Below are 25154 nucleotides of genomic sequence, written 5' to 3'. Positions count from 1 at the left end.
TGCCAGCGATGGCGGTCTCAAGATCGCCCTCGCGGGCGAGCCCGCTCCCACACAAATAGTTTCCACCCCATAAACGCAGCTCAGGCCACACAAAAGCAGTTCCCCCATTCAGCCCACTACCACATGGCTGATGTCAGGCCTCAACCCCCACCAAACTCAGCAACTGCCCATCCGCCACACAAAACTGCCCGTCCAGTTCGCGGCCGTGGTGCCAGTCGCCGGACAGGTCGGTGAGCAGGCGCAGGCGCACGTGGCCGCTGCGGTCCCAGGCCAGCACTTGGGCATGCTCGAAGTAGAAGCGCTGGCGCACGATGGGGTAGAGGGCCTTGAACAGGCTTTCCTTGGCCGAGAAGGTCAGGGTCACCAGCAGGGCGATATCCTCGGCGGGGCCGGCGGCCATGCGCTTGAGTTCTTCACCGGTGAGGATTTCCCCGGCCAGGCGTCGCGCCCGTTCCTCGTCCAGCAGGTTTTCCAGGTCCATGCCCAGGCCTTGCCAGTGTTCCTTGCGCGCGACGATGGCTGCCGCCCGGCCCGTGCCGTGGGTGATCGAGCCGCACAGGTGCGCCGGCCACACCGGGGCACGGTCCTCGCCAATGGCCGGCACGCAGTCGAGGCCGTCGAGCCGGTGCAGGGCGGCGCGGGCGCACAGGCGCCCGGCGAGGAATTCGGCCTGGCGCTTGGCCACCGAGCGTTGGATGTTCGGCGGCGCGGCGATGGCGCTGCGCTGGAAGTCGTCGCCGGCCAGGTGCGCCGGGTCGAACCGGGTGCTCAGCAGCACGGTGTGCGCCAGGGGCACGGGCAGCGGCCAATGGTCGTCGAGGGGGGAGCAGCAGGCGGGGAGGGTGTGGGTGGCGTTCATCGCGGCATTTTGCCCCGGTTGCCCCGGTGCTGGGTAGTGCAGGTTTGGTTCAGCCCAGGTTCAGCAGGCGTTCAGGGGCAGTTCAGGGGCCGTTGGTTACTGTAGCGACGTCCCCAAACAGCGCACCGCGCAACAGGAAAACCACTATGACGACTTTCAAGAAGTTGATTCTGGCCTTCACCGTTCTGGGCGCCAGCGCCATGGTCCAGGCTGGCGACAGCAATTTCGCCAGCCTGACCCTGGGCCAGACCAGCGACAAAGTGAAGAAATCCGGCTCCCTGGACCGCCACCTGGGCAGCCCCAACGCCGATGGCGTGATCGGCAAGGACACCACTTGGGGCCTGCGCCTCGGTCAGCAGAACAGCGAAGGCCGCTACTACGCCACCTACGACAACGTCTCCGGCTCCCACAATGGCCTGAAATTGCGCCAGGAAAACCTGCTGGGCAGTTACGACAAATTCCTGCCGGTCACCGCCAGCACCCAATTGTTCGGCGGCGCCACCGCCGGCCTGACCAAACTGACCCAGGATTCCCCCGGCATGAGCCGCGACAGCGACATCGGCTACGCTGTGGGCGTGCAGGCCGGCGTCTTGCAGCAAGTTTCGCAAAACACCTCGGTGGAACTGGGTTACCGTTACCTGCGCAGCAATGCCAGCACCGAAGTGAGCGAGCGCGGCGTGGGCAAACAAGGCTCCCTGAGCCTGACCAGCAGCGCGCAGACCTACCTGTCGGCCAACTACGCATTCTAAGTACAGGTCGCAACGCCGGGCGCCGGGCCACCTGCGCCCGGCGCCCGTGCATCGGTCCAAGAGGTGAGGCCCCCCATGAAACTGCTGGTCGTCGAAGACGAAGCGCTGCTGCGCCATCATTTGTACACCCGGCTCAGCGACAGCGGCCATGTGGTCGAGGCCGTGGCCAATGCCGAGGAGGCGCTGTACCAGATCGAGCAGTTCAACCACGACCTGGCGGTGATCGACCTCGGCCTGCCGGGCCTGGGTGGGTTGGACCTGATCCGCCAGTTGCGGGCGGCCGGCAAGAGCTTCCCGATCCTGATCCTCACCGCCCGCGGTAACTGGCAGGACAAGGTCGAAGGCTTGGCCGCCGGGGCCGACGACTACCTGGTCAAGCCGTTCCAGTTCGAGGAGCTGGAGGCGCGTCTCAATGCGTTGCTGCGCCGCTCCAGCGGCTTTACCCAATCCACCATCACCGCCGGGCCGCTGCTGCTGGACCTCAACCGTAAGCAGGCATCCCTCGATGACCAACCCCTGGGCCTGACCGCTTACGAGTACCGCATCCTCGAATACCTGATGCGCCACCATCAGCAAGTGGTGGCCAAGGATCGCCTGATGGAGCAGCTCTACCCGGACGACGACGATCGCGACCCCAATGTCATCGAAGTGCTGGTGGGGCGCCTGCGCCGCAAACTGGAGGCGCCCAACGGCTTTAAACCCATCGACACCGTGCGCGGCCTGGGCTACCTGTTCACCGAGCGCTGCCGATGATCCGCTCGCTACGCCTGCGCCTGATGCTGGCGGCCACCACCCTGGCCGTGTTGTTCATGCTGGCCTTGCTGCCGGCGATGCAGGGCGCGTTCAGCCTGGCCTTGCAGGACTCCATCGAACAACGCCTGGCCTCGGACGTGACCACGCTCATCTCCGCCGCGCGGGTGGAAAACAACCACCTGCAAATGCCTGCGCAACTGCCCGACGAGCGCTTCAACCTGGCCGACAGCCGCTTGCTGGGCTACATCTACGACCGCGAGGGGCACCTGGTGTGGCGCTCGCGGGCCACCCAGGAAGAAAACATCAACTACACCCCGCGCTACGACGGGCGCGGTAACGAGTTCGAGCGCATCCGCGAAAGCAGCGGCCAGGAATTCTTCGTCTATGACGTCGAGGTGCAGTTGCTCGGCGGCAAGAGCGCGGCGTTCAGCATCGTTGCCCTGCAACCGGTGCGCGAATACCAACTGACCCTGCAAGGCCTGCGTGAGAACCTCTACCTGGGTTTCGGCGCGGCTTTGCTGGTGCTCCTGGCGCTGCTATGGATCGGCCTGACCTGGGGCCTCAAGGCTCTGCGCCGGCTCAGCCAGGAACTGGACGAAATCGAGGGCGGCACCCGCGACAGCCTCAGCGAAGAACACCCCCGCGAATTGCTGCGCCTGACCGGCTCCCTCAACCGTTTGCTGGACAGCGAGCGCGAGCAACGCAGCCGTTACCGCGATTCCCTCGACGACCTGGCCCATAGCCTGAAAACCCCGTTGGCGGTGCTGCAAGGCGTCAGCGAAGACCTGGCCCGCCACCCGCAAAACCGCGAACAGGCCCGGGTGCTGCAAGGCCAGATCGAACGCATGAGCCAGCAGATCAGCTACCAACTGCAACGGGCCAGCCTGCGCAAAAGCGGCCTGGTGCGCCATCAGGTGCGCCTGCGCCCGGTGCTGCAAAGCCTGTGCGACACCCTGGCCAAGGTCTACCGCGACAAACCGGTGCGCGTCACCTTCGATTTGCCGCAGCGCTGTTTCATGCCTATCGAGGAGGGCGCGCTGCTGGAAATGCTCGGCAACCTGCTGGAAAACGCCTATCGCCTCTGCGTGGCGCAGGTGCGGGTGAGCGTGCGCCACACCCACGCGGGCACCGAGCTGTGGGTCGAAGACGACGGCCCCGGCGTGCCGCCCAACCAACGCGCGCGGGTGATCCAGCGCGGCGAACGCCTGGACCGCCAGCACCCCGGCCAAGGCATTGGCCTGGCGGTGGTGCAGGACATCATCCAAAGCTACGGCGCGCGCCTGACCCTGGACGATTCGCCCCTGGGCGGGGCGGCGTTTCGGGTTCATTTTGCGGTTGGTTGATTGGCTGGGGCTTTCGGGCCTCATTGCGGGCCAGCCTGCACAGAACTGGGTTACAACTCTCCTCCCTGTAGGCGCAACGGTCTTACCCCGACCACTCGCCACCGCCACTGCGTGCCGCCATCGCGAGCAGGCCCGAAGAGGCAAAAAGAACATCCCTCCCACACCACCGTTCAACTGTGGGAGCGGGCCTGCCCGCGATGGCGATCCGGCGCTCGGCGGCGAAGCCTCTGGCACGGCCGGATAGGACCGCTGCGTACCCCGGCGCGGGCGAACCCGCTGGCTACATCTGCTCGCGATACGCGCCTGGGGTCAGGCCGGTCCATTTCTTGAACGCCCGGTGAAACGCCGACGGCTCGGAAAACCCCAAATGCTCGGCGATCTGTTGCAACGACAGGTCGGCGCGGCGCAGGTGGTGGATGGCGATATCGCGGCGCAACTGATCCTTCAACGCCTGGAAACTCGAACCCTCTTCGCGCAGGTGCCGGCGCAGGGTCTGTGGGCTGATGTGCAGGTGCGCGGCCACGGCTTCAAGGTCTGGCCAGCGGCGGCTGTCCTGGCTGAGCAGGCGCCGCAACTGGCTGCTCAGGCTGTCACCGTCGTCGGGGCGCGACAGCAGGTCGGCGGGCGAGCGTTCGAGAAAATGCTTGAGGGTGCGCTCGTCCTGCAACAGCGGCATCGCCAGGTAGCGGCCGTGGAACACCAGGCGGGTGGAGCCGCTGGCGAACCGGTGGGGGCAGGGGAACAGCAACTCATACTCGCTGGCGTGGGCGGGTGCCGGGTAGCTGAAGGTGGTGTGTTCCAGGCGAATGCGCTGGCCGATCAGCCAACTGCTCAAGCGGTGCCAGATCAGCAGCAGCGACTCGCTCAAGAAGTGGTCCGGGTCGCGCAGGTCGCGGTCATCCAGGCTCAGGCACACCCATTCGCCCTCGCGCTCAAGCCGCAGGCGCGGCGCGGCGGGGAACAGGCTGTAGAACAGCAGGCCACGTTGCAGGGCTTTTTCCAGGTTACGGCAGTGGATCAGCGCGTGGCACATCATGGCGAAGGTGCCGCGTTTGCTCGGCACCTGGGCGAACCCCAGGTATTCGTCGTCCAGGCGTTGCCACAGGCGTTGGATCAGGTCGGTGAACTGTTGGGGGGCAATGCGCGCGCGTGGCTCGTCGAGCCACTGTGGGTGGATGCCCAGTTCCTGGAGCAGGTCGTTGCAGTCCAGGCCCTGGCGGCGTGCGCCGGACAGGGCGGCGCGGGCGAAATGGCTGGCGATAGTGCGTTCGCGCATGGGGGGCAGGTCCGTCCATTGAGGGGCGGATAGTAGCCAGCTCATGGCGCGAGGAACAAGGCGGAAATCCGCCAAATTGTAGGGCGAGAACCGGGTGGCGGGCGGAAATCCGCCATTGTCGCCTGCGCATTTTGTCAAGGTTCAGAGCCTGAAACCCTTGTGGGAAAAGGCTTACAGTGGTTTTACCGATAGTGGCACGGTGCTTGCGATAAGGGTGAGAGGTCTGCTTTCGCGCAGCTCGACAAAACAAATCCCTCCAGTGCAGGAGGGTTCGCACTTTAGGTGTCGTGGCCGTCAGTTGGATGACTGCCGGGCGGCGCTGTTGAGGATCTTTCCCATGACGACTCGTCAGCCGTTTTACAAATCCCTGTATGTACAGGTGATCGTAGCCATCACCATCGGTATTTTGCTGGGTCACTTCTATCCGCAGACCGGCGTCGCCCTCAAGCCGCTGGGCGACGGGTTCATCAAGCTCATCAAGATGGTCATTGCCCCGATCATCTTCTGTACGGTGGTCAGCGGTATCGCCGGCATGCAGAACATGAAATCGGTCGGCAAGACCGGCGGCTACGCGCTGCTGTACTTCGAGATCGTCTCCACCATCGCCCTGCTGATCGGCCTGGTGGTGGTCAACGTGGTGCAACCGGGCGCCGGCATGCACATCGATGCCTCGACCCTGGATGCCTCCAAAGTCGCGGCCTACGTGACCGCAGGCGCTGACCAGAGCATCGTCGGCTTTATCCTCAACGTGATCCCATCGACCATCGTCGGCGCCTTCGCCACCGGCGACATCCTGCAAGTGTTGATGTTCTCGGTAATCTTCGGTTTCGCCCTGCATCGCCTGGGTGCCTACGGCAAACCGGTGCTGGACTTCATCGATCGCTTCGCCCACGTGATGTTCAACATCATCAACATGATTATGAAGCTCGCCCCCATCGGTGCCCTGGGCGCCATGGCGTTCACCATCGGCGCCTACGGCGTGGGCTCGCTGGTGCAACTGGGCCAGTTGATGATCTGCTTCTACATCACCTGCGTGCTGTTCGTGGTAGTGGTGCTGGGCGCCATTTGCCGCGCCCACGGCTTCAGCGTGCTGAAACTGATCCGCTACATCCGTGAAGAACTGCTGATCGTGCTGGGTACGTCGTCCTCCGAGTCCGCGCTGCCGCGCATGCTCATCAAGATGGAACGCCTGGGCGCCAAGAAGTCGGTGGTGGGCCTGGTCATTCCGACCGGTTACTCGTTCAACCTCGACGGCACCTCGATCTACCTGACCATGGCGGCCGTGTTCATCGCCCAGGCGACCGACACCCACATGGACATCACCCACCAGATCACCCTGCTGGCGGTGCTGTTGCTGTCCTCCAAAGGCGCTGCGGGCGTGACGGGTAGCGGCTTCATCGTATTGGCCGCCACCCTGTCGGCGGTCGGCCACCTGCCGGTGGCGGGCCTGGCGCTGATCCTGGGTATCGACCGCTTCATGTCCGAAGCCCGCGCCCTGACCAACCTGGTGGGCAATGCCGTGGCAACCCTGGTGGTGGCCAAGTGGGTCAAGGAGCTGGACACCGACAAGCTGCAAACCGAACTGGCTAGTGGCGGCCGCGGTATCTCCGACACCCGTGAAGAAGACGACCTGGGCGTGGCCGAAGGCCCAACCCCAAGTGGCGTGAAATAAGCCCACCGGTTGTATGAAAAACCCGCTTCGGCGGGTTTTTTCATGGCCGCCCATTGAGCGCAAAGGTCAGCGCCCTTGACGTTAACGGTGATTGCCGCCGCGCCCGGGCCTGCCTAGGCTTGGGGGCATCGCTCAAGGAGAACGCTTATGCCCGGCCCATTGGCAACCCTCAAGGTTCTGGATTTTTCGACCCTGCTACCGGGGCCGTTCGCCTCGCTGCTGCTGGCGGACATGGGCGCGCAGGTGCTGCGCATCGAGTCCCCCAGCCGCGTTGACCTGGTGCGGGTGCTGCCGCCTCACGATCGCGGCGTCTCTGCCAGCCACGCCTATCTCAACCGCAACAAGCGCAGCCTGGCCCTGGACCTCAAGCAACCCGAGGCGCTGGAGCTGGTGCGGCAACTGGTGGCCGAGCACGACATCCTGATCGAGCAGTTCCGCCCCGGCGTGATGGAACGCCTGGGCCTGGGCTACGAAGCGTTGAAGGCCCTCAACCCACGGCTGATCTACGTGTCGATCACCGGCTACGGCCAGACCGGCCCGTACCGCGATCGCGCCGGCCACGACATCAACTACCTGGCCCTGGCCGGTGTCGCTAGCCACACCGGGCGGCGCGACAGCGGGCCGCTGCCGTTGGGGGTGCAACTGGCGGATGTGGGCGGCGGCTCCCTGCACGCGGTGATTGGCCTGCTGGCGGCGGTGGTGGCGCGCCAGCACAGCGGCGTGGGCCAGTACCTGGACGTGAGCATGAGTGACTGCGCCATGAGCCTGAATGCCATGGCCGGCGCCGGTTACCTGGCCTGCGGCGTGGAGCCGGGCCCGGAGCAGCAGATGCTTAACGGCGGCAGTTTCTACGACTACTACCGCAGCCGCGATGGCCGCTGGCTGTCGGTGGGCAGCCTGGAACCGGCCTTTATGCAGCAACTGTGCGTGGCCCTCGGGCGCCCGGAACTGGCCGCCCGAGGCCTGTCGCCCGAGCCGCAACAGCAGCAGGCGCTGAAAGCCGAATTGCAGATCGAGTTCGAAAAACACGACTTCGCCGCGTTGTGTGAAAGGTTCGCCGCGGTGGACGCCTGTGTCGAACCGGTGCTGAGCCTGGGCGAAGCCTTCGCCCACCCACAATTCAGCGCCCGGCAAATGACCTGCGAAGTGCCCCGGGCCGATGGCACCACCCAAACCCAAATGGCTTGCCCGCTGAAATTCTCCCAACCCCTGCCCGAACCCCGCCACATCGGCGTGGCAGTGGGCGCCCATAGCGATCAAGTGCTGGCGGAACTGGGCCTGAGCGAACAGCGCATCGCCCAGCTAAGGGCCGCCAACGTGGTGGGGTAGGGCCTATATAGGAGCAACTGTCTTACCCCTAACCATTGGCCACCGCCACTCAGTGCCGCCATCGCGAGCAGGCGCGCTCCCACAGCGGAAAAATGCCCCCCACACCACCCTTCAAGGGTGGGGGCGGGCTTCACTCCACCCGCGTTTCCCCGCTGAACACCAACGTCTGCCGGCACTGCCGGCACAAATAGCGCCGGCCCTGGCGCACCAGGCTGTGGCGCTGGGCGGAGAAGGGGAAGTCGCTGTCGGCGCATGGGCAGCGGTAGATGTAGCGGGTTGCGCTGCGGCGCTTGATGGCATAGGTGTGGCAACGGTTGGGCGGCAGTTCATACACGCCGCGCATGATGAGCTGCCATTCCTCGCCATGGGGGGCGATGCGCTCGCCGAACAACTGATGGGCGATCAGGTGCGCAACCTCGTGGGCCACGGTCTGCTTGAGAAAGTCTTCGCTGTTTTCCCGGTACAGCTGCGGGTTGAAGCGCAGCAGGTTTTCGTGCAGGTGCGCGACGCCGGCCTTCTGCCCGCGCAGCTTGAGGCTGACCACGGGGCGCTTGAAGGGGCGTTTGAAAAAGGTTTCGGCTTGTTGGAAGCAGTCTTCGACGCGGCGGTTGAGTAGCTCGGGCATGCGGTACGGGTCTCCAGAGGTTGCGAGTATGCCGTAAACCGGGGGCTTTCCGAATTGCCCGGGCGCCGGGCGGTCATTTGCCGGGCAAAAGAAGGCCGCCTTGCGGCGGCCGGTATTGGCAGCGATGGGGTTGTTATAGGTGCGGCGTCAGTTGGTGTAGATGGGGCCGACGCCCAGGCCCCAGACAATGACGGTGAACGCCATGATGGCCACCAGCACTACCAGGCCCACGGCCAGCACCGAACTGGAAAACAGGAAGCCCTCGTCCGAAGGGATGTTCATGAAGGTCGGCAACCCCACATACAGCAGGTACACCGTGTAGCAGATGGCCGCCGTGCCGACGATCATTCCCAGCCACATGTGCGGGTACAGGGCCGCGAGGCCGCCAATGAACAGCGGTGTCGCGGTGTAGGTGGCAAACGCGATGCAGCGGGCGAGGCTGGGGCTGGCGTCATAGGTGCGCGCCATCCAGTGCACGAACGCGCCCATTACGGCCACGCCGCCGAGCATGGCCAGGTACGACATGATGGTCATCCACAGCGCGCTTTCCTGGGTCAGCATGACCGGTGCGCGGTTGCCAATGACCCAGCCGACCTGGGTGGTGCCGATAAACGCTGAAATCGCGGGGATCGCCGCGAGGATCAAGGTGTGGGTGAGGTACATATGGCTGATGCTTTCTTCGGCATCGCCCCGGATGTCCCGCCATTCTTGGTCGGGGTGGGTAAAGAGCCCTACGACGTGGTGAATCATGGTCAGTCACTCCTTTGTTATTGCCATCGCCCCCCAGCGGAGCGCTTACGGGCCAAGCGGCCAGGTAAGTAAAGGTCTGAATATGTGTGCGACCTTATGTCGCAGTATAGGAAGGACTTGGCCCAATGCCCGTAGGCCTTTAGAGCAAATCGTGCTGTAAAAGGGGTGGCTAATCGCCGGTTCATCTGGCAGGCCGCGTGTGTGTTCCGCCGTGCCGGCCTTTTGCGTAAAATGCCGGCCTTTCGTCATCCACCTCGCGGATCCTAGCGCCATGGGCACTCTTACGGTCAACCAGAACAAACTGCAAAAACGCCTGCGCCGCTTGGCCGGGGAGGCGATTGCCGACTTCAACATGATCGAGGACGGCGACAAGGTGATGGTCTGCCTGTCGGGCGGCAAGGACAGCTACACGATGCTCGATGTGCTGCTGCACCTGCAGAAGGTCGCGCCCATCCAGTTTGAAATCGTCGCCGTGAACATGGACCAAAAGCAGCCCGGTTTCCCCGAAGACGTGCTGCCGGCCTACCTCAAGACCCTGGGCGTGGAATACCACATCGTCGAAAAAGACACCTATTCGGTGGTCAAGGAACTGATCCCGGAGGGCAAAACCACCTGCTCGCTGTGCTCGCGCCTGCGCCGTGGCACGCTCTACACCTTCGCCGACGAAATCGGCGCGACCAAGATGGCCCTGGGGCACCACCGCGACGACATCGTCGAAACCTTCTTTCTCAACATGTTCTTCAACGGCTCGCTCAAGGCCATGCCGCCCAAGCTGCGCGCCGATGACGGGCGCAACGTGGTGATCCGCCCGCTGGCCTATTGCAATGAGCGAGACATCCAGGCCTATTCCGACCTCAAGCAATTTCCGATCATCCCCTGCAACCTGTGCGGCTCCCAGGAGAACCTGCAACGCCAGGTGGTCAAGGACATGCTCCAGGACTGGGAACGCAAGACCCCGGGGCGTACCGAGAGTATCTTTCGCAGCCTGCAAAACGTGATTCCGTCGCAATTGGCCGACCGTAACCTGTTTGACTTCACTGGCCTGAAAATCGACGAGAGCGCCGCATCGCGTTTCGTCAACGTGGTGAACCTTTGAGCGCTGGCCCGGCTCTGTACTGCTGACTCACGGCGCTCACGGGCGCCGTTCTTTATTGGGGAGAGGGCATGCGCGACTACAAGTGGCTGCACGAATACTGTCTGAACCGCTTCGGTTCGGTGGCGCAGTTGGAGGCCCATTTGCCGGTGCCCCTGAGCGAGGCGCAATTGCGCCAGGTCGGCGATGACCGCTACCTGTCCACGCTGGCGCTGCGGGTGTTTCGCGCCGGCCTCAAACACAGCTTGGTGGACGCCAAGTGGCCGGCCTTCGAGCAGGTGTTTTTCGGTTTCGACCCGGAAAAAGTGGTGCTGATGGGCGCCGAGCACCTGGAGCGGCTGATGCAGGACGCGCGGATCATCCGCCACCTGGGCAAACTCAAGAGTGTGCCGCGCAACGCCCAACTGGTGCTGGACATCGCCCACGAATACGGCAGCTTTGGCGCTTTCCTGGCGCAATGGCCGGTGACCGATATCGTCGGGTTGTGGAAGTACCTGGCCAAGCATGGCCATCAACTGGGCGGGTTGTCGGCGCCGCGGTTCCTGCGCATGGTCGGCAAGGACACCTTCGTGCCCAGCAACGACGTGGTGGCCGCCCTCAACGCACAGAAGATCGTCGACAAGGTGCCCACCAGCCTGCGCGACCTGGCCATCGTCCAGGACGCCTTCAACCAATGGCACGCCCAAAGCGGCCGGCCGATGTGCCAGCTCTCCATGATGCTGGCCTACACCGTCAACCACTGATGTTCCCACAGTAGCAAGCAGGCTCGCCTGCGCTGGGGTGCGCAGCAGCCCTGATTCGGGGATCAGCCGAGCGTCGCCACGCCCGGGGCTAGGCCGCTTGCTACAGGGCGGGTTATTCGCCGGCCAAGCGGCGGTTGAGCTGGAAGCGCCAGCGCACATACAGCAGCGCCGAGCAGAACAGCGCCAGGCTGGCGGCCATTTCTAGTACGCCGAACAGTTGGCGGTTGGGGTCGAAGGCGGCGATCGCGCCTTTGATGAAGTACAGGTTCAGCACAAAGCACAGCCACGAATGCCCGCGCGGGCTGCCGCTTATCACGCCGGGGGCCATGATGAGCAAGGGCACCAGTTCGATCAGCAGGATCACCCAGGGCCGGGCGCCGTGCAGGTCCAGCAGGCACAGGTAGAACAGCGCCAGCACCCCCACCAGGGCGAAAAAGCACACCAGGCTCAAGATGCGCGCCAGGCGCACACGCGGTTGCAGCCACTCGATGGTGGGCAGGACTTTCGGCTTCTTAGCCACGGGCGCTCTCCAGCAGCACAGCGGTTTTCGCCAGGCGCAGGCCGAGGGCGCGGCACAGGGCTGTTTCATGCTCGTCCAGGGCGCTCTTGCCGTCGGCACCGGCATGGTGGCTGGCGCCGTAAGGCGTGCCGCCGGCGCGGGTTTCCAGCAGCGCCGATTCGCTGTAGGGCAGGCCGGTGATGAGCATGCCGTGGTGCAGCAGCGGCAGCATCATCGACAGCAGGGTGGTTTCCTGGCCGCCGTGCAGGCTGGCGGTGGAGGTGAACACGCCTGCCGGTTTACCCACCAGGGCGCCGGTGAGCCACAGGTTGCTGGTGCCGTCGAGGAAGTATTTGAGCGGCGCGGCCATGTTGCCGAACCGGGTCGGGCTGCCCAGGGCCAGGGCCGCGCAGTTTTTCAGATCGTCGAGGCTGGCGTACAGCGCGCCTTCGGCGGGGATGGCCGGGGCCACCGCTTCGCATTCGCTGGAGATGGCCGGCACGGTGCGCAGGCGCGCCTCCAGGCCACCTTGCTCGATGCCCCGGGCGATCTGCCGGGCCATTTCGTGGGTTGAGCCGTTGCGGCTGTAATACAGAACCAGAACGTAGGGCGCGGTCACGGCAACAGCTCCAGGATGGCTTCAGGCGGGCGGCCGATCACGGCTTTGTCGGCGGTTTCCAGGATCGGCCGCTCCATCAGCTTGGGGTGTTGGGCGATGGCGGCGATCAGTTGCGCCTCGCTCAGGCTGGCGTCGGCCAGGTTCAGGCTCTTGTACTCGTCTTCGCCGGTGCGCAGCAGTTGCCGGGCGCTGATCCCAAGCTTGCCCAGCAGGCCCTGCAATTGCGCGGCGTTGAGCGGTTCTTCGAGGTACTTGACCACGGTGGGCGCAAGGCCCCGGGCCTGGAGCAGTTCGAGCGCACCGCGCGATTTCGAGCAGCGCGGGTTGTGATAAAGCGTCAGATCGGTCATGTGCGGGTCGCATCTTGCGTAAGGTGGCGGCTATTCTACCTGCGCGACGCAGCGTCCTGAACCTTTGGCGGTGCGGCATATTCACTTTCGGGCTTAAGGATCGACACATGACAAGGCGACTGGCGGCGGCATCGGCGCTGTTGTGCACCCTGCTGCTGGGCGGCTGCGGTAATGACTACGGCGTGGATCAGGCGGGCAACAAGGTCGCGGCCGAGCGCTTGGACAAGCAGTGGCTGGTGCTTAACTACTGGGCCGAATGGTGCGCCCCGTGCCGCACCGAAATCCCCGAACTCAACGCCCTGGCCGAACAGCTCAAGGGCCAATCGGTGGAAGTGTTCGGCGTCAACTTCGACAACGTGCAGGGCGCCGAACTCAAAAGTGCTAGCGACAAACTGGGTATCAAGTTCACCGTACTGGCCCAAGACCCCGCGCCATTCTTCGGCGTACCCCGCAGCCAGGCCCTGCCGGTGACCTACATCATCGACGACCAGGGCAAGGTGCGCGAACAACTGCTGGGCGAACAAACCGCCGCAGGCGTGTTGGCGAAGATCAAAGCGCTACGCGCAAGTGGCAGCTAAGCGCAGTTGCGAGCGGTTAGCGGCAAGCTGCAAGTTAAGGCGCTTCAACCTTGTAGCTTGCCGCTGCTGTCAGCTTTCCTCCAACCACCAACGCAGCGGTTTGCCTTGGGCGGGCCAGAAGCGCAGTTGGTCGATGGGCGAGATGTCCCAGCGCTGTACGGTTTCCAGGGATTTGAGGAAGCGTTGTTCCTGCTCCATCAAGGCTGGGGCGCACAGTTTGCGGGTGCTGCCGACTTTGCCGAAGCTGAGTTTTTCACCGTCCAGGCTGTACGGCGCGAACCAGTGGTTGCAACCGGCGGTGCCATAGGCGCGGCCGTCGGCGCCGAGGGTGATGGTCAGGTGGCTGCGGTCGATCAGCGGCCTTTCGCCGATCCACTCCAGCAAGTAACTGCGGTCCTGTTGCAGCTTCACCGGTTCGGCGGCGCAGCCTAGCAGGCTGGCGCCGAACACGGCGATCCAGGCCGCACGTTTCATGGGCGAGCCTGCTGGCATTTTTGGCACAGGTGCTTTTCCCCTTCGCTGCTCCAGCCCAGTTCGGCGATGCGCGCCGTGGCGGCAGGTTTTTGCGCCTTGGCGCCGAGCTTGGCGTCCACCGCGAATTCAAAGTCCAGGGTGGCGGCACAACCGTCGCAGTTGACCTGCCAGGTGTGGATCGCCAGTTCGCCGAATGCCGGGCCCTGGGTCATGGCCACCCATTGGCCCATGGGCTTGAGCAGGTGGCGCACGTTGTCGACGGTCAGGCGCATGTGCAGGCTTTTGCTGCCCTTGAGGGTTACCAGCAGCACGTCGTTCTGCCGGATGGCGCCGCCCTGGCCGGTGACCTGGTAGCGGCCGGGCATCAGGGCGCGGACTTCGGTCAGGGTGTGCTGCGGGTTCATCAGTGTGTAGCGGAAATCGTGTTCGGCCATGGGTCCTCCAGATAGGCCCGGTATGCTAGCACGCTGACCTCATCTGGCGACTGGCCCGTGCGACCTTCGATCCGGCGGGCCGCGCCCTTTCAGCCTTCGACCAGGTTTTGCGGGGTGCCGCCAGCCCACGCGGCGATGTTGTCCAGGGTAGTTTGGGCGATGGCGGCCAGGGCTTCACGGGTGAGGAAGGCCTGGTGGGCGGTGACGATCACGTTGGGGAAGGTCAGCAGCCGCGCCAGCACGTCGTCCTGCAACGGCAGGTCGGAGCGGTCCTCGAAGAACAACTGGGCTTCTTCTTCATAGACGTCCAGCCCCAGGTAGCCCAATTGGCCGTCCTTGAGGGCGTCGATCAGCGCGGGGGTGTCCACCAGGCCGCCGCGGCCGGTGTTGATGAGCATCGCCCCGGGCTGCATATGGGCCAGGGAGTCGCGGTTTATCAGGTGTTTGCTCTGGGCTGTGAGCGGGCAGTGCAGGCTGATGATCTGCGCCTGGGCCAGCAGTTCGGGCAGGCTCAGGTAGCGCGCGCCGAGGGCCAGCACCTGGGGGTTGGGGAAGGGGTCATAGGCCAGCAGTTGGCAGCCGAACCCGGCCATGATCTTGGCGAAGGTGGCGCCGATCTGCCCGGTGCCGACCACGCCCACGGTCTTGCCCACCAGGTCGAACCCGGTCAGGCCATGGAGGCTGAAATCGCCTTCGCGGGTGCGGTTGTAGGCGCGGTGCAGGCGCCGGTTGAGGGCCAGGATCAAGGCCACCGCGTGTTCGGCCACGGCGTGGGGCGAGTAGGCCGGCACGCGCACGATGCTCAGCCCCAGGCGTTTGGCCACGGCCAGGTCGACGTGGTTGTAGCCGGCCGAACGCAGGGCGATCAGGCGCGTACCGCCGGCGGCCAGGTGTTCGAGCACCGGGGCGCTGAGGTCGTCATTGATGAAGGCGCACACCACTTCGTGGTGTGCGGCCAGGGCCACGGTGTCCAGGCTCAGGCGTGCGCTCTGGAAGTGCAGCTCCACGCCGGGCGGCAGGGCGGCGGCGAGGAAGCTGTCGCGGTCGTAGGTTTGGCTGCTGAAGAGGAGGGTGCGCATGGGGGGAATCCTTATCCGTGTGAAGGCCAAGTGAGAGCGAGCCTGCTCGCCGTAGCGGTTGTTCATTTAGCGGCTCGGTTGCCCGGTACAGCGCCATCGCGAGCGGGCTCGCTCCCACTGGGGGCCAAGGGGGGCCATCAGGCACTCAACCGCGCCTGGTTGGCGAGGCGGCAGATGGCGCCATCCAGTTCATCCAGGGCGGCAAAGGCCTTGGGGTCTTCCTGTTTGAGCAGGGTTTCGCTGCGCTGGCAGGCCGCGCGCAATTGCGGGACGCCGCAGTAGCGGGTGGCGCCGTGCAGGCGATGGACGCGCTCGATCAGCGCGTTCTGGTCATGGGTTTCGCGGGCGATGCGGATGGCTTCGCGGTCGGCCTCAAGCGAGGCTAGCAACATGGCCAGCATATCGGCCGCCAAATCGCCCTTGCCGGCAGCCAGGCGCAGGCCTTCTTCGTGGTCGAGGATTTGCAGGTCGGTGGCGTGGCCGTGGTGTTCGTGCTGGCGTTCCTGGCCCTGGCTGCGCAGGGCCAGGCCGGTCCACTTGAGCACCACTTGGGCCAGTTGCCGCTCGCTGATGGGTTTGGTCAGGTAGTCGTCCATGCCGCTTTGCAGCAGGGCGCGTTTTTCGTTGGCCATGGCGTGGGCGGTGAGGGCGACGATGGGCAGCGGCGTGCTGTGGCGCTGGTTTTCCCACTGGCGGATCACTTCGGTGCTCTGGCGCCCGTCCATGCCGGGCATCTGCACGTCCATCAGCACCAAGTCGAAGCTTTCGTTCTGTACGGCCTTGACCGCTGCGTAGCCGCTGTCCACGGCCAGCACCTTGGCGCCCATGTCTTCGAGCAGGGTCTGCACCAGCAGCAGGTTGGCCGGGTTGTCATCGACACACAGCACTTTCGGCGCACGGCTGGACATCGGCTCCCCCGGCTCGCTGCGCAGGCGCTGCGGGTTGACCAGGTCGGCCAGGGCCCGGCGCAGTTTGCGGGTGCACGCCGGCTTGGATTGCAACTGGCTGTGGGGGTTGGGCACCGAGAGGTGGAAGAGGGTTTGTTCGGTGGTGGGGCACAGCACCAGCACTTTGCAGCCCAGGTGTTCCAGATCCCAGATGTGCTGGTTGAGGCGCTCCGGTGGCATGTCCTTGGTGGTGATGCCCAGCACGGCCAAGGCGATGGCCTGGTTGGTCTGATGGGCGCCGGTGACGCCGTTGGTCAGGGCTTCGAGGGTGTTGAACGGGGTCACGTCCAGGCCGCAGTCTTCGAGTTGGTGCTGCAAGGCCTGGCGCGCCAGTTCGTGGTTTTCCAGTACCGCCACGCGGCGCCCCAGCAAGGGCGCGCAAGGCAGGTCTTCGCTGTCGTCGCGGGCCTTGGGCAGGCGCAGGCTGATCCAGAATTCCGAACCTTCGCCGGGCATGCTCTCGACGCCAATCTCGCCGCCCATCTGTTCGATCAGACGCTTGGAAATCACCAGCCCCAGGCCTGTGCCGCCGGGCTGGCGGGACAGCGAGTTGTCGGCCTGGCTGAAGGCCTGGAACAGGGCGCGCACGTCCTGGTTGGACAGGCCGATGCCGGTGTCCTGGATGCTGATGCGCAGTTGCACGCTGTCGTCGTGTTCTTCTTCGAGCATGGCCCGGGCGACGATGGTGCCGGTGCGGGTGAACTTGATCGCGTTGCTCACCAGGTTGGTGAGGATCTGCTTGAGCCGCAGCGGGTCGCCCACCAGCGACAGCGGCGTGTCGCGGTACACCAGGCTGACCAGTTCCAGTTCCTTGGCATGGGCGGCCGGGGCGAGGATGGTCAGGGTGTCTTGCAGCAGGTCGCGCAGGTTGAAGGGGATGCTGTCGAGCACCAGTTTGCCGGCCTCGATCTTGGAGAAGTCGAGGATCTCGTTGATGATCCCCAGCAGGCTGTCGGCGGATTTCTCGATGGTGCCCAGGTAGTCGAGTTGGCGCGGGGTCAACTCGCTTTTTTGCAACAGGTGAGTGAACCCCAGGATGCCGTTGAGGGGCGTGCGGATTTCGTGGCTCATGTTGGCCAGGAATTCGGATTTGATACGGCTTGCTTCCAGGGCTTCCTTGCGCGCCAGGTCCAGCTCGATGTTCTGGATCTCGATGGTTTCCAGGTTCTGGCGCACGTCTTCGGTGGCCTGGTCGATGCTGTGCTGCAGTTCTTCCTGGGCATTTTGCAGGGTGCTGGCCATGCGGTTGATGCCCGAGGCCAGCTCATCCAGCTCCTGGCTGCCCAGGGCCGGCAGGCGCGTATGCAGGTTGCCGTCCTTGAGTTGGGCCACGGCGTGCTTGATGCGGCTCAGCGGCTGGTTGATGGTGCGGCTGATGCGCAGCGCCAGCAACGCGGTGCCCAGCAGGCCGGCGCTAATCAGCAGCAGGCTGGCGAACAGGCTGCGGTAGCCGCGCAGCAGCGTGTTGTTGTGGGACAGCTCCACCTCGACCCAGCCCAGGAGGCGGTCGGATTCGTCCGGGATCAGGTCGCCGGCCAGGTTGCGGTGATGGCCGAACACTGGCATCAGGTAGCGGGTGGCATCGTTGCCGGTGACTTGCAGCAGGTGGCCATTACTGCCGCTGGGCGCGGGGTTGAGCATGCTCGGGCCGGCGTGGACCAGTGGGCTGCGGTCGGGCGCCAGGAACGACACCGCGCGCACATCCTTTTGCTCCAGGGCCTGGGTGGCGACGCGTTCCAGCAGTTCGCTGTTGTCGCTGCCCAGGGCTGGCGCCACCAGGGGCGCCAGTTGCTCGGCGATCATCTCGCCACGCTGCAACAGCTGGGTGTGCAGGTCCGAGAGCTGCATCCAGGTGAAGTAGCCCCCCAGCACCAGGGCCATCAGGCTGGTGGGCAGCAGCGTGAGCAACAGGATGCGCCCCTTGATCCCCAGTTTCTTCAGCACTCGACTCTCCCGGTGGGGCGGTATGAAAAGTGGTAGGCGGCCATGCTGGTACACATCCTTGGCGATCTAGCAGGCAATTGCCGCCAATTAACGCCGTTAACGGGTGGCCTGTGCAAGTGTTATGCCTTGGTCCGGGTATGCAGGTTGCTCCTTGGAGGGCAATCTTGAATAATCGCCAACTGAGAATTACTTGCACAGGCCAATGAATCCCATATCTATTGCCCCGCCGCGCATCCTGACCATTGAAGACGACCCCGTGCTGGGTGCCTATGTCCACGAGCACCTGGGCCGCTGTGGCTTTCAGGTGACCTGGTGCCAGAACGGCAGCGAGGGCCTGGAGATCGCGCGCAAAACACCGTTCGACCTGGTGCTGATGGACATCCTGCTGCCGGGCATGAACGGTTTGACGGTGCTCACCCACCTGCGCCAAAGCCATACGCTGCCGGTGATCCTGATGTCGGCCCTGGGGGCCGAAGCCGACCGTATCAGCGGTTTTCGCCTGGGGGCCGACGATTACCTGCCCAAGCCGTTCAGCATGGCCGAGCTGCGGGTGCGCATCGAAGCCATCCTGCGCCGCGTCGCCCTGGATCGGCGCCAGCCGCCCGCGCCACTGTACAGCGAAGTGCAGAGCCTGCGTTTCGACGATGAACTGTGCGACGTGCACTACGGCGAACAGTGGGCCGGGCTGACCCGCAGCGAGTATCGCCTGCTCGAAACCCTGCACCGCAACGCCGACGAAGTGCTGAGCAAGGCCTTCCTTTATCAGCACGTCCTGCAACGCGGCTATGCGCCCCACGACCGCAGCCTGGACATGCACGTCAGCCAGATCCGCCGCAAGCTCAAGGCCATCAGCTACAGCGAGCGCGAAGTGCGCACGGTGTGGGGCAAGGGCTACGTCTTGAGTGCCGTCGATGAAAAGGGCTGACCTGCCGGACCGGCATTCGCTGTTCTGGAAACTGGCGTTTTTGCTGGTGGCCTTCTGCTTGCTGATGATCTGGCTGAGCCTGTCGTGGGGCCGCTACGTGGAGCAGCGCAACCTGTTCCTCTCCGACGAGGCCCGCGTCACCCTCAGTGGCTATGCGGCCGAGGCTGAGCACGCCTGGCTCAAGGGCGGCGCCGAGGCATTGGACGCCTGGCAACTGGAAATGGCCGAGCGGGAAAACACCTGGGTCGGGGTTGTCGGCAACGACCTGCAAACCCTGAGCAATTACCCGCCGACCCACCAGCAAAGCCAGCACATGACCTTTTTGCGCGGCCTGGACTGGCCCATGAGCAGCCGCGCCCGCCGTGCGCCTTGGCTGAAAATCCCGTTCCCCAACGACCCCAGCCAGGGCAGCCTGGTGATGGAACTGCCGCAGCGCTTTTTGCCCGGCCAATACCGCGTGGCCTGGCGGGTGGTTACCAGCGGCGTGATCCCCGGCCTGTTCACCTTGCTGCTGTGCGTGGGCCTGTACCGCATGCTCATCCTGCCCCTTAACACCTTGCGCGAGCAGGCCAACGCCTGGCGCGCCGACCAACTCAGCGCGCGTTTGCCGGCGCGGGCCCTCAACCGCGCCGATGAGCTGGGCGAGTTGGGGCGGGCGTTCGAGCAGATGTCCGAACGCCTGCAAAGCACGGTGGCAGTGCAGCAGCAATTGCTGCGTGACCTGTCCCACGAATTGCGCACGCCCCTGAGCCGCCTGCGGGTGGCCAGCGAAAGCGAAGAAGACCTGATGCGCCTGCGCGAGCGCATCGGCCGGGAAGTCGACGGCATGCAGCGCCTGGTGGATGACACCCTGCAACTGGCCTGGCTCGACACCGAGCGCGCACCGTTGCCGGAGGAAGACATCCAAGTCCAGGCGTTGTGGGAGATGCTCTGCGAAAACGCCAGCTATGAACGGGCCTGGCCCCCGGCGCAATTGCAGTGCTCGGTGGACGCCTCCTGCTGGGTGCGCGGGCACCTCAACACCCTGGCCCAGGCTCTGGAAAACATCTTGCGCAATGCCATTCGCCATTCTCCGGCCAACGGCATTGTTAGCCTGGCGGCACAGCGCGAGGGCGACTACTGGCACTTGTGGTTGCAGGACGAAGGCGGCGGCGTGGCCCAAGAGGACCTGGAGCGGATGTTCGACCCCTTCATCCGCCTCGACGGCTCACGCCCCGGCGACGGCGGTTTCGGCCTGGGCCTGAGCATCGCCCGCAACGCTGTGCAGCGCCAGGGCGGCAGCTTGTGGGCGGAAAACGCCGAGCGTGGCCTGCGGGTGCACATGAAATTGCGCGCACGGGTGGGGTGAAACCTCTGCAACGCTTATTCCCAGATGCCATAAGCACCACACTTTGCGTGATATGGCCTGTGGCGGTTTGCCGGTATGATGTGCGCCCCGCAGTCTGGATTGCGAATACGCCATGACCTTGCAGTACCCCACCATCGCCGATTGCGTCGGCAACACTCCGCTGGTCCGTTTGCAACGCCTGCCCGGCGTCACCAGCAACACCCTGCTGCTCAAGCTCGAGGGCAATAACCCGGCGGGTTCGGTCAAGGACCGGCCGGCGCTGTCGATGATTACCCGTGCCGAATTGCGCGGGCAGATCCACGCCGGTGACACGCTGATCGAGGCGACCTCGGGCAACACCGGGATCGCCCTGGCGATGGCGGCAGCGATCAAGGGCTACAAGATGATCCTCATCATGCCCGACAACTCCAGTGCCGAGCGCAAGGCCGCCATGACCGCCTATGGCGCCGAGCTGATCCTGGTCAGCCAGGAGGAGGGCATGGAAGGCGCCCGCGACCTGGCCCAGCGTATGGAAGCCGATGGCCGTGGCAAGGTGCTCGACCAGTTCGCCAACGGCGACAACCCCGAAGCGCACTACACCAGCACCGGCCCGGAAATCTGGCGCCAGACCGAGGGCGGCATCACCCATTTCATCAGCTCCATGGGCACCACGGGCACCATCATGGGTGTCTCGCGCTACCTCAAGGAGCAGAGCGCCAGTGTGCAGATCATCGGCCTGCAACCGATGGAAGGCTCGGCCATCCCCGGCATCCGCCGCTGGCCGGAAGAGTACCTGCCCAAGATCTACCAGGCTGAGCGCGTCGATCGCATCGTCGATATGGCACAAAGCGAAGCCGAGGACGTGACCCGGCGCCTGGCCCGCGAGGAAGGCATTTTCTGTGGCGTGTCCTCGGGCGGGGCGGTGGCGGCGATGTTGCGCCTGTCCCAGGAAGTGGAAAACGCGGTGATGGTGGCCATCATCTGCGACCGAGGCGACCGTTACCTGTCGACCGGCATTTTCGACGCGGCCAACTGATGGCCAAGCACGAGAGAGGCCTGCGCTTCCAGCCCAGTGGCGGCACCAAGGCCCCGCAGGTTCCTACCGGCAAGAAGCAGCGCTTGAGCATCGAACGCCTGGCCAACGATGGCCGTGGCATTGCCTTTGTCGAGGGGCGCACCTGGTTCGTCAGCGGTGCCCTGGCCGGTGAAGAGGTGGACGCCCGAGTGCTGGGCGCCCACGGCAAAGTGGTCGAGGCCCGCGCCGAGCGCGTGCTCAAGGCCAGCGAGCTGCGCCGCGCCGAACCCTGCGCCCACGCCGGGCGCTGCGGCGGTTGCAGCGTCCAGCATTTGCCCCACGCCGAACAACTTGCCCTGAAACAGCGCATGTTGGCTGAGCAGTTGTCCCGGGTCGCGGGTGTGCAGCCTGAGGAGTGGGCCGCGCCCCTGAGCGGGCCGGAGTTCGGCTACCGCCGCCGCGCTCGCGTGGCCGTGCGCTGGGACGCCAAGGCCAAGCGCCTGGATGTCGGGTTTCGCGCCACCGCCAGCCAGGACATCATCGCCATCAGCGATTGCCCGGTGCTGGTACAACCTTTGCAGCCGATCATGAGCCGCTTACCCGACATGCTCCGGCGCCTGAGCAAGCCCCAGGCCCTGGGCCATGTCGAGTTGTTCAGCGGCTCGTCCATCGCCGTGCTGTTGCGGCACATGGCGCCGTTGGCGGACGCGGACCTGGCGATCCTCCAGGAATTCTGCACCTTCCATGACGCCCAGCTGTGGCTGCACGGCGACGGCGAGCCGCAACCGCTGAACGCGGACGCGACCCTGGGTTATCCCCTGGAGCCCTGGGGCCTGGAACTGGCCTACCGGCCGGGGGATTTTGTCCAGGTCAACGCCGCGGTCAACACCGCCATGGTCGCCCAGGCCCTGCAATGGCTGGCGCCGCAGGCGGATGAGCGGGTGCTGGACCTGTTCTGCGGCCTAGGCAACTTTGCCTTGCCGCTGGCCCGGCAGGTGCGCGAAGTGGTAGCGGTCGAAGGCGTGCAGGCCATGGTCGAGCGCGCGGCGCAGAACGCGGTGAACAACAATCTGCATAACGCGAAGTTTTTTCAGGCCGATTTATCCCAGCCATTGGCGGCTGCCGGATGGGCCGGCGAAGGCTTTTGTGCGGTACTCTTGGACCCACCGCGCGACGGTGCCTTTGAGGTGGTGCGCAAGCTTGCCTCCTTGGGTGCCAAACGTGTGGTGTACGTGTCATGCAACCCGGCCACGCTGGCGCGTGACACACAGGAATTGGTCAAGCAGGGCTACCGGTTAAAACGTGCCGGGATCCTCGATATGTTTCCTCAGACGGCACATGTCGAGGCCATGGCGTTATTTGAAGCGAGCTAGGATGGCTCGTCTGGTCCGACTGGCCCGCCGTTGCACGTTCCCCGCCAGCCCAGCGGGGGCGCAACGGTAGCGAAGGTCAGCGATTTTGACGCATTGAACGTGCGTCGTAGGGAAGGTAAGCAAGATGGTACAGGTGAGAGCACACCAGCCGATCAACACCGACGGCAGTATCAATCTCGAGGCATGGCTCGATCATGCGGTCAGCGTCGATATGGCGCTGGACCGCCAGGCCTTGAAAGAAGCCTGCGAGTTCGCTCGTGAGGCTGAGCAACAAGACAACGCGGCGAAGAATCTGTGGGCCGAGGGGACGTCGAGTTTCCGCACCGGTCTGGAAATCGCGGAGATCCTCGCCGACCTCAAACTCGACCAGGATTCCCTGGTGGCCGCGGTTCTCTACCGCGGCGTGCGCGAAGGCCAGATCCAGCTCCCGGCCGTGAGCCAGCGCTTCGGCCCGGTGGTGGCCAAGCTGATCGACGGCGTGCTGCGCATGGCGGCCATCAGTGCCAGCCTGAGCCCGCGCCAGTCCCTGGTGCTGGGCACCCAAGGGCAGGTGGAAAACCTGCGCAAGATGCTCGTGGCCCTGGTGGACGACGTGCGTGTGGCGCTGATTAAGCTGGCCGAACGCACGTGCGCGATCCGCGCAGTGAAAACCGCCGACGACGAAAGGCGCAACCGCGTCGCCCGGGAAGTCTTCGACATCTACGCGCCCCTGGCACACCGCTTGGGCATCGGCCATATCAAGTGGGAGCTGGAGGACCTGTCCTTCCGCTACCTGGAGCCTGACCAGTACAAGCAGATCGCCACCTTGCTCCACGAACGGCGCCTGGACCGCGAGCGCTTTATCAGCGACGTGATGAACCAGTTGCAGAACGAGTTGCAGGCCACGGGTGTGGACGCCGACATCAGCGGCCGGGCCAAGCACATCTACTCGATCTGGCGAAAAATGCAGCGCAAGGGTCTGGAATTCAGCCAGATCTACGATGTGCGCGCGCTGCGCGTGCTGGTGCCGGAAATGCGCGACTGCTACACCGCGCTGGGCATCGTCCACACCCTGTGGCGGCACATTCCCAAAGAGTTCGACGACTACATCGCCAACCCCAAGGAAAACGGCTACCGCTCGCTGCACACCGCGGTGATCGGCCCCGAGGGCAAGGTGCTGGAAGTACAGATCCGCACCCACGCGATGCACGAAGAGGCGGAGTTGGGCGTGTGCGCCCACTGGCGCTACAAGGGCACCGACGTCAAGTCCGGCTCCAACCACTACGAGGAGAAAATCTCCTGGTTGCGCCAGGTGCTGGAATGGCACGAAGAACTGGGCGACATCGGTGGCCTGGCCGAACAGCTGCGGGTGGATATCGAGCCCGACCGGGTCTACATCTTCACCCCGGACGGCCACGCCATCGACCTGCCCAAGGGCGCCACGCCGCTGGACTTCGCCTACCGGGTGCACACCGAAATCGGCCACAACTGCCGGGGCGCGAAGATCAACGGGCGCATCGTGCCGCTCAACTACAGCCTGCAGACCGGCGAGCAGGTGGAGATCATCACCAGCAAGCACGGCACCCCGAGCCGCGACTGGCTGAACCCGAACCTGGGCTACATCACCACGTCGCGGGCGCGGGCCAAGATCGTCCACTGGTTCAAGTTGCAGGCGCGCGACCAGAACGTCGCCGCCGGCAAGACCCTGTTGGAACGCGAACTGGCACGCCTGGGCCTGCCCCAGGTGGATTTCGACAAGTTGGCGGAAAAAGCCAACATGAAGATCGCCGACGACATGTATGCCGCCCTCGGTGCCGGCGACCTGCGCCTGGCTCAACTGGTCAACCTGGCCCAGCAACTGGTGGAGCCGGAGCGCGGCAACGAGCAATTAGAGCTGATCCCGCGCAAGGCCACCGGCTACAAACCGGGCAAGCGCGGCGATATCCAGATCCAGGGCGTGGGCAACCTGATGACGCAAATGGCCGGCTGCTGCCAGCCGCTGCCGGGGGACGCCATCGTCGGCTACATCACCCAGGGCCGCGGCGTCAGCATCCACCGCCAGGACTGCGCCTCGGTGCTGCAACTGGGCGGGCGCGAGCCGGAGCGGATCATCCAGGTCAGTTGGGGCCCGGTGCCGGTGCTGACTTACCCGGTGGACATCATCATCCGCGCTTACGACCGTTCCGGGCTGCTGCGGGACGTGTCCCAGGTGCTGCTCAACGAGCGCATCAACGTGCTGGCGGTCAACACCCGCTCGAACAAAGAGGACAACACCGCGCTGATGTCCCTGACCATCGAGATCCCGGGGTTGGACGCGTTGGGGCGGTTGCTGGGGCGTATTTCCCAGTTGCCCAACATCATCGAGACCCGGCGTAATCGCACGCCATAAAAAGGGTTGTTTCTGTGGGAGCGAGCCTGC

24 protein-coding genes are annotated in these 25154 nt (G+C 64.8%); 13 read left to right on the top strand and 11 right to left on the bottom strand.

Annotation, left to right across the window (positions count from 1 at the left end; all coding sequences use genetic code 11):
- Nucleotides 1-133: 133 nt before the first annotated feature.
- The gene (locus tag AC19YR_RS06220; protein ID WP_500597592.1) at nucleotides 134-859 is read right to left on the bottom strand and encodes a 4'-phosphopantetheinyl transferase family protein; all 726 of its coding nucleotides are present in this window, start codon (nucleotides 857-859) and stop codon (nucleotides 134-136) included.
- Between the two features lie 146 nt (nucleotides 860-1005).
- Here AC19YR_RS06220 and AC19YR_RS06215 point away from each other — a divergent pair, with 146 nt between their 5' ends.
- The 3 genes from AC19YR_RS06215 to AC19YR_RS06205 all read left to right on the top strand — a co-directional run bounded on the left by AC19YR_RS06215 (nucleotide 1006) and on the right by AC19YR_RS06205 (nucleotide 3704).
- Nucleotides 1006-1608 carry a hypothetical protein gene (locus AC19YR_RS06215; RefSeq protein WP_095106850.1) on the top strand — a complete coding sequence of 201 codons (603 nt, stop codon included), beginning with the start codon at nucleotides 1006-1008 and terminating at the stop codon, nucleotides 1606-1608.
- A 75-nt stretch (nucleotides 1609-1683) separates the two neighbouring features.
- Nucleotides 1684-2361, top strand: coding sequence for a response regulator (locus AC19YR_RS06210; protein ID WP_095106852.1), 678 nt, complete (start codon nucleotides 1684-1686; stop codon nucleotides 2359-2361).
- Nucleotides 2358-3704 carry an ATP-binding protein gene (locus tag AC19YR_RS06205; RefSeq protein ID WP_095106854.1) on the top strand — a complete coding sequence of 449 codons (1347 nt, stop codon included), beginning with the start codon at nucleotides 2358-2360 and terminating at the stop codon, nucleotides 3702-3704. The genes AC19YR_RS06210 and AC19YR_RS06205 overlap by 4 nt, the downstream gene beginning before the upstream one ends.
- Nucleotides 3705-3984: 280 nt before the next feature.
- Here the strand turns inward: AC19YR_RS06205 and AC19YR_RS06200 are convergent, their stop codons facing one another.
- A complete protein-coding gene (locus AC19YR_RS06200; RefSeq protein WP_500597589.1) occupies nucleotides 3985-4980 on the bottom strand; it encodes an AraC family transcriptional regulator in 996 nt (331 codons plus the stop codon).
- Between the two features lie 337 nt (nucleotides 4981-5317).
- On the opposite strand from AC19YR_RS06200, the gene AC19YR_RS06195 reads away from it, so the two are divergent.
- Both AC19YR_RS06195 and AC19YR_RS06190 read left to right on the top strand, forming a co-directional pair.
- On the top strand, nucleotides 5318-6652 hold the full coding sequence (locus AC19YR_RS06195) for a dicarboxylate/amino acid:cation symporter (protein WP_095106858.1): 1335 nt from the start codon (nucleotides 5318-5320) through the stop codon (nucleotides 6650-6652).
- Between the two features lie 147 nt (nucleotides 6653-6799).
- The gene (locus AC19YR_RS06190; RefSeq protein ID WP_500597587.1) at nucleotides 6800-7981 is read left to right on the top strand and encodes a CaiB/BaiF CoA transferase family protein; all 1182 of its coding nucleotides are present in this window, start codon (nucleotides 6800-6802) and stop codon (nucleotides 7979-7981) included.
- A gap of 130 nt (nucleotides 7982-8111) precedes the next feature.
- Here the strand turns inward: AC19YR_RS06190 and AC19YR_RS06185 are convergent, their stop codons facing one another.
- Complete coding sequence (locus AC19YR_RS06185; protein ID WP_500597585.1) at nucleotides 8112-8606, bottom strand: SprT family zinc-dependent metalloprotease; 495 nt, start codon at nucleotides 8604-8606, stop codon at nucleotides 8112-8114.
- Between the two features lie 147 nt (nucleotides 8607-8753).
- Nucleotides 8754-9356, bottom strand: a complete 603-nt coding sequence (locus AC19YR_RS06180) for a Yip1 family protein (protein ID WP_095106864.1) — start codon at nucleotides 9354-9356, stop codon at nucleotides 8754-8756.
- A gap of 271 nt (nucleotides 9357-9627) precedes the next feature.
- Here AC19YR_RS06180 and ttcA point away from each other — a divergent pair, with 271 nt between their 5' ends.
- Both ttcA and AC19YR_RS06170 read left to right on the top strand, forming a co-directional pair.
- Nucleotides 9628-10452 carry a tRNA 2-thiocytidine(32) synthetase TtcA gene (gene ttcA / locus AC19YR_RS06175; RefSeq protein ID WP_500597584.1) on the top strand — a complete coding sequence of 275 codons (825 nt, stop codon included), beginning with the start codon at nucleotides 9628-9630 and terminating at the stop codon, nucleotides 10450-10452.
- 68 nt (nucleotides 10453-10520) lie between these two features.
- Nucleotides 10521-11192: a DNA-3-methyladenine glycosylase I gene (locus AC19YR_RS06170; RefSeq protein ID WP_500597582.1), complete on the top strand. Its 672-nt coding sequence runs from the start codon at nucleotides 10521-10523 to the stop codon at nucleotides 11190-11192.
- Nucleotides 11193-11304: 112 nt separating this feature from the next.
- Here the strand turns inward: AC19YR_RS06170 and AC19YR_RS06165 are convergent, their stop codons facing one another.
- The 3 genes from AC19YR_RS06165 to arsC are packed head-to-tail and all read right to left on the bottom strand — an operon-like array spanning nucleotide 11305 to nucleotide 12660.
- Entirely contained in the window at nucleotides 11305-11712 is a 408-nt protein-coding gene (locus AC19YR_RS06165) for a DUF2069 domain-containing protein (RefSeq protein ID WP_095106870.1), read from the bottom strand.
- Nucleotides 11705-12310, bottom strand: coding sequence for an NAD(P)H:quinone oxidoreductase (gene wrbA, locus AC19YR_RS06160; RefSeq protein WP_095106872.1), 606 nt, complete (start codon nucleotides 12308-12310; stop codon nucleotides 11705-11707). Before wrbA ends, AC19YR_RS06165 begins: the two co-directional genes overlap by 8 nt.
- Nucleotides 12307-12660, bottom strand: coding sequence for an arsenate reductase (glutaredoxin) (gene arsC, locus AC19YR_RS06155; RefSeq protein ID WP_095106874.1), 354 nt, complete (start codon nucleotides 12658-12660; stop codon nucleotides 12307-12309). Before arsC ends, wrbA begins: the two co-directional genes overlap by 4 nt.
- 107 nt (nucleotides 12661-12767) lie before the next feature.
- Here arsC and AC19YR_RS06150 point away from each other — a divergent pair, with 107 nt between their 5' ends.
- Complete coding sequence (locus AC19YR_RS06150) at nucleotides 12768-13238, top strand: TlpA family protein disulfide reductase (protein ID WP_095106878.1); 471 nt, start codon at nucleotides 12768-12770, stop codon at nucleotides 13236-13238.
- 69 nt (nucleotides 13239-13307) lie between these two features.
- Here the strand turns inward: AC19YR_RS06150 and AC19YR_RS06145 are convergent, their stop codons facing one another.
- The 4 genes from AC19YR_RS06145 to AC19YR_RS06130 form a co-directional block, all read right to left on the bottom strand.
- Entirely contained in the window at nucleotides 13308-13712 is a 405-nt protein-coding gene (locus AC19YR_RS06145) for an META domain-containing protein (protein ID WP_095106880.1), read from the bottom strand.
- On the bottom strand, nucleotides 13709-14146 hold the full coding sequence (locus AC19YR_RS06140; RefSeq protein ID WP_095106882.1) for a hypothetical protein: 438 nt from the start codon (nucleotides 14144-14146) through the stop codon (nucleotides 13709-13711). The genes AC19YR_RS06145 and AC19YR_RS06140 overlap by 4 nt, the downstream gene beginning before the upstream one ends.
- An 89-nt stretch (nucleotides 14147-14235) precedes the next feature.
- Nucleotides 14236-15225: a 2-hydroxyacid dehydrogenase gene (locus tag AC19YR_RS06135; RefSeq protein ID WP_500597578.1), complete on the bottom strand. Its 990-nt coding sequence runs from the start codon at nucleotides 15223-15225 to the stop codon at nucleotides 14236-14238.
- 137 nt (nucleotides 15226-15362) lie between these two features.
- Nucleotides 15363-18116, bottom strand: coding sequence for a response regulator (locus AC19YR_RS06130; protein WP_095106886.1), 2754 nt, complete (start codon nucleotides 18114-18116; stop codon nucleotides 15363-15365).
- Nucleotides 18117-18318: 202 nt separating this feature from the next.
- Here AC19YR_RS06130 and AC19YR_RS06125 point away from each other — a divergent pair, with 202 nt between their 5' ends.
- The 5 genes from AC19YR_RS06125 to relA all read left to right on the top strand — a co-directional run bounded on the left by AC19YR_RS06125 (nucleotide 18319) and on the right by relA (nucleotide 25124).
- A complete protein-coding gene (locus AC19YR_RS06125; protein WP_500597576.1) occupies nucleotides 18319-19041 on the top strand; it encodes a response regulator transcription factor in 723 nt (240 codons plus the stop codon).
- Nucleotides 19028-20389, top strand: coding sequence for a sensor histidine kinase (locus tag AC19YR_RS06120; protein WP_095106890.1), 1362 nt, complete (start codon nucleotides 19028-19030; stop codon nucleotides 20387-20389). The genes AC19YR_RS06125 and AC19YR_RS06120 overlap by 14 nt, the downstream gene beginning before the upstream one ends.
- Nucleotides 20390-20501: 112 nt before the next feature.
- Nucleotides 20502-21404, top strand: coding sequence for a cysteine synthase CysM (cysM, locus tag AC19YR_RS06115; RefSeq protein ID WP_095106892.1), 903 nt, complete (start codon nucleotides 20502-20504; stop codon nucleotides 21402-21404).
- Complete coding sequence (rlmD, locus tag AC19YR_RS06110; RefSeq protein ID WP_500597573.1) at nucleotides 21404-22756, top strand: 23S rRNA (uracil(1939)-C(5))-methyltransferase RlmD; 1353 nt, start codon at nucleotides 21404-21406, stop codon at nucleotides 22754-22756. The genes cysM and rlmD overlap by 1 nt, the downstream gene beginning before the upstream one ends.
- Before the next feature lie 124 nt (nucleotides 22757-22880).
- A complete protein-coding gene (gene relA, locus AC19YR_RS06105; RefSeq protein WP_500597572.1) occupies nucleotides 22881-25124 on the top strand; it encodes a GTP diphosphokinase in 2244 nt (747 codons plus the stop codon).
- Nucleotides 25125-25154: the final 30 nt, after the last annotated feature.

The organism is Pseudomonas sp. MF08817, from assembly GCF_059862705.1.
The sequence above is the reverse complement of the archived record's forward strand: the minus strand, read 5'-3'. Positions and strand labels throughout refer to the sequence as shown.

What these genes read in the sequence shown, in the direction of transcription:
- AC19YR_RS06220 (WP_500597592.1), bottom strand. Translation starts at nt 859, where the DNA reads ATGAACGCCACCCACACCCTCCCCGCCTGCTGCTCCCCCCTCGACGAC.
- AC19YR_RS06215 (WP_095106850.1), top strand. Translation starts at nt 1,006, where the DNA reads ATGACGACTTTCAAGAAGTTGATTCTGGCCTTCACCGTTCTGGGCGCC.
- AC19YR_RS06210 (WP_095106852.1), top strand. Translation starts at nt 1,684, where the DNA reads ATGAAACTGCTGGTCGTCGAAGACGAAGCGCTGCTGCGCCATCATTTG.
- AC19YR_RS06205 (WP_095106854.1), top strand. Translation starts at nt 2,358, where the DNA reads ATGATCCGCTCGCTACGCCTGCGCCTGATGCTGGCGGCCACCACCCTG.
- AC19YR_RS06200 (WP_500597589.1), bottom strand. Translation starts at nt 4,980, where the DNA reads ATGCGCGAACGCACTATCGCCAGCCATTTCGCCCGCGCCGCCCTGTCC.
- AC19YR_RS06195 (WP_095106858.1), top strand. Translation starts at nt 5,318, where the DNA reads ATGACGACTCGTCAGCCGTTTTACAAATCCCTGTATGTACAGGTGATC.
- AC19YR_RS06190 (WP_500597587.1), top strand. Translation starts at nt 6,800, where the DNA reads ATGCCCGGCCCATTGGCAACCCTCAAGGTTCTGGATTTTTCGACCCTG.
- AC19YR_RS06185 (WP_500597585.1), bottom strand. Translation starts at nt 8,606, where the DNA reads ATGCCCGAGCTACTCAACCGCCGCGTCGAAGACTGCTTCCAACAAGCC.
- AC19YR_RS06180 (WP_095106864.1), bottom strand. Translation starts at nt 9,356, where the DNA reads ATGATTCACCACGTCGTAGGGCTCTTTACCCACCCCGACCAAGAATGG.
- ttcA (WP_500597584.1), top strand. Translation starts at nt 9,628, where the DNA reads ATGGGCACTCTTACGGTCAACCAGAACAAACTGCAAAAACGCCTGCGC.
- AC19YR_RS06170 (WP_500597582.1), top strand. Translation starts at nt 10,521, where the DNA reads ATGCGCGACTACAAGTGGCTGCACGAATACTGTCTGAACCGCTTCGGT.
- arsC (WP_095106874.1), bottom strand. Translation starts at nt 12,660, where the DNA reads ATGACCGATCTGACGCTTTATCACAACCCGCGCTGCTCGAAATCGCGC.
- AC19YR_RS06150 (WP_095106878.1), top strand. Translation starts at nt 12,768, where the DNA reads ATGACAAGGCGACTGGCGGCGGCATCGGCGCTGTTGTGCACCCTGCTG.
- AC19YR_RS06145 (WP_095106880.1), bottom strand. Translation starts at nt 13,712, where the DNA reads ATGAAACGTGCGGCCTGGATCGCCGTGTTCGGCGCCAGCCTGCTAGGC.
- AC19YR_RS06140 (WP_095106882.1), bottom strand. Translation starts at nt 14,146, where the DNA reads ATGGCCGAACACGATTTCCGCTACACACTGATGAACCCGCAGCACACC.
- AC19YR_RS06135 (WP_500597578.1), bottom strand. Translation starts at nt 15,225, where the DNA reads ATGCGCACCCTCCTCTTCAGCAGCCAAACCTACGACCGCGACAGCTTC.
- AC19YR_RS06125 (WP_500597576.1), top strand. Translation starts at nt 18,319, where the DNA reads ATGAATCCCATATCTATTGCCCCGCCGCGCATCCTGACCATTGAAGAC.
- AC19YR_RS06120 (WP_095106890.1), top strand. Translation starts at nt 19,028, where the DNA reads ATGAAAAGGGCTGACCTGCCGGACCGGCATTCGCTGTTCTGGAAACTG.
- cysM (WP_095106892.1), top strand. Translation starts at nt 20,502, where the DNA reads ATGACCTTGCAGTACCCCACCATCGCCGATTGCGTCGGCAACACTCCG.
- rlmD (WP_500597573.1), top strand. Translation starts at nt 21,404, where the DNA reads ATGGCCAAGCACGAGAGAGGCCTGCGCTTCCAGCCCAGTGGCGGCACC.
- relA (WP_500597572.1), top strand. Translation starts at nt 22,881, where the DNA reads ATGGTACAGGTGAGAGCACACCAGCCGATCAACACCGACGGCAGTATC.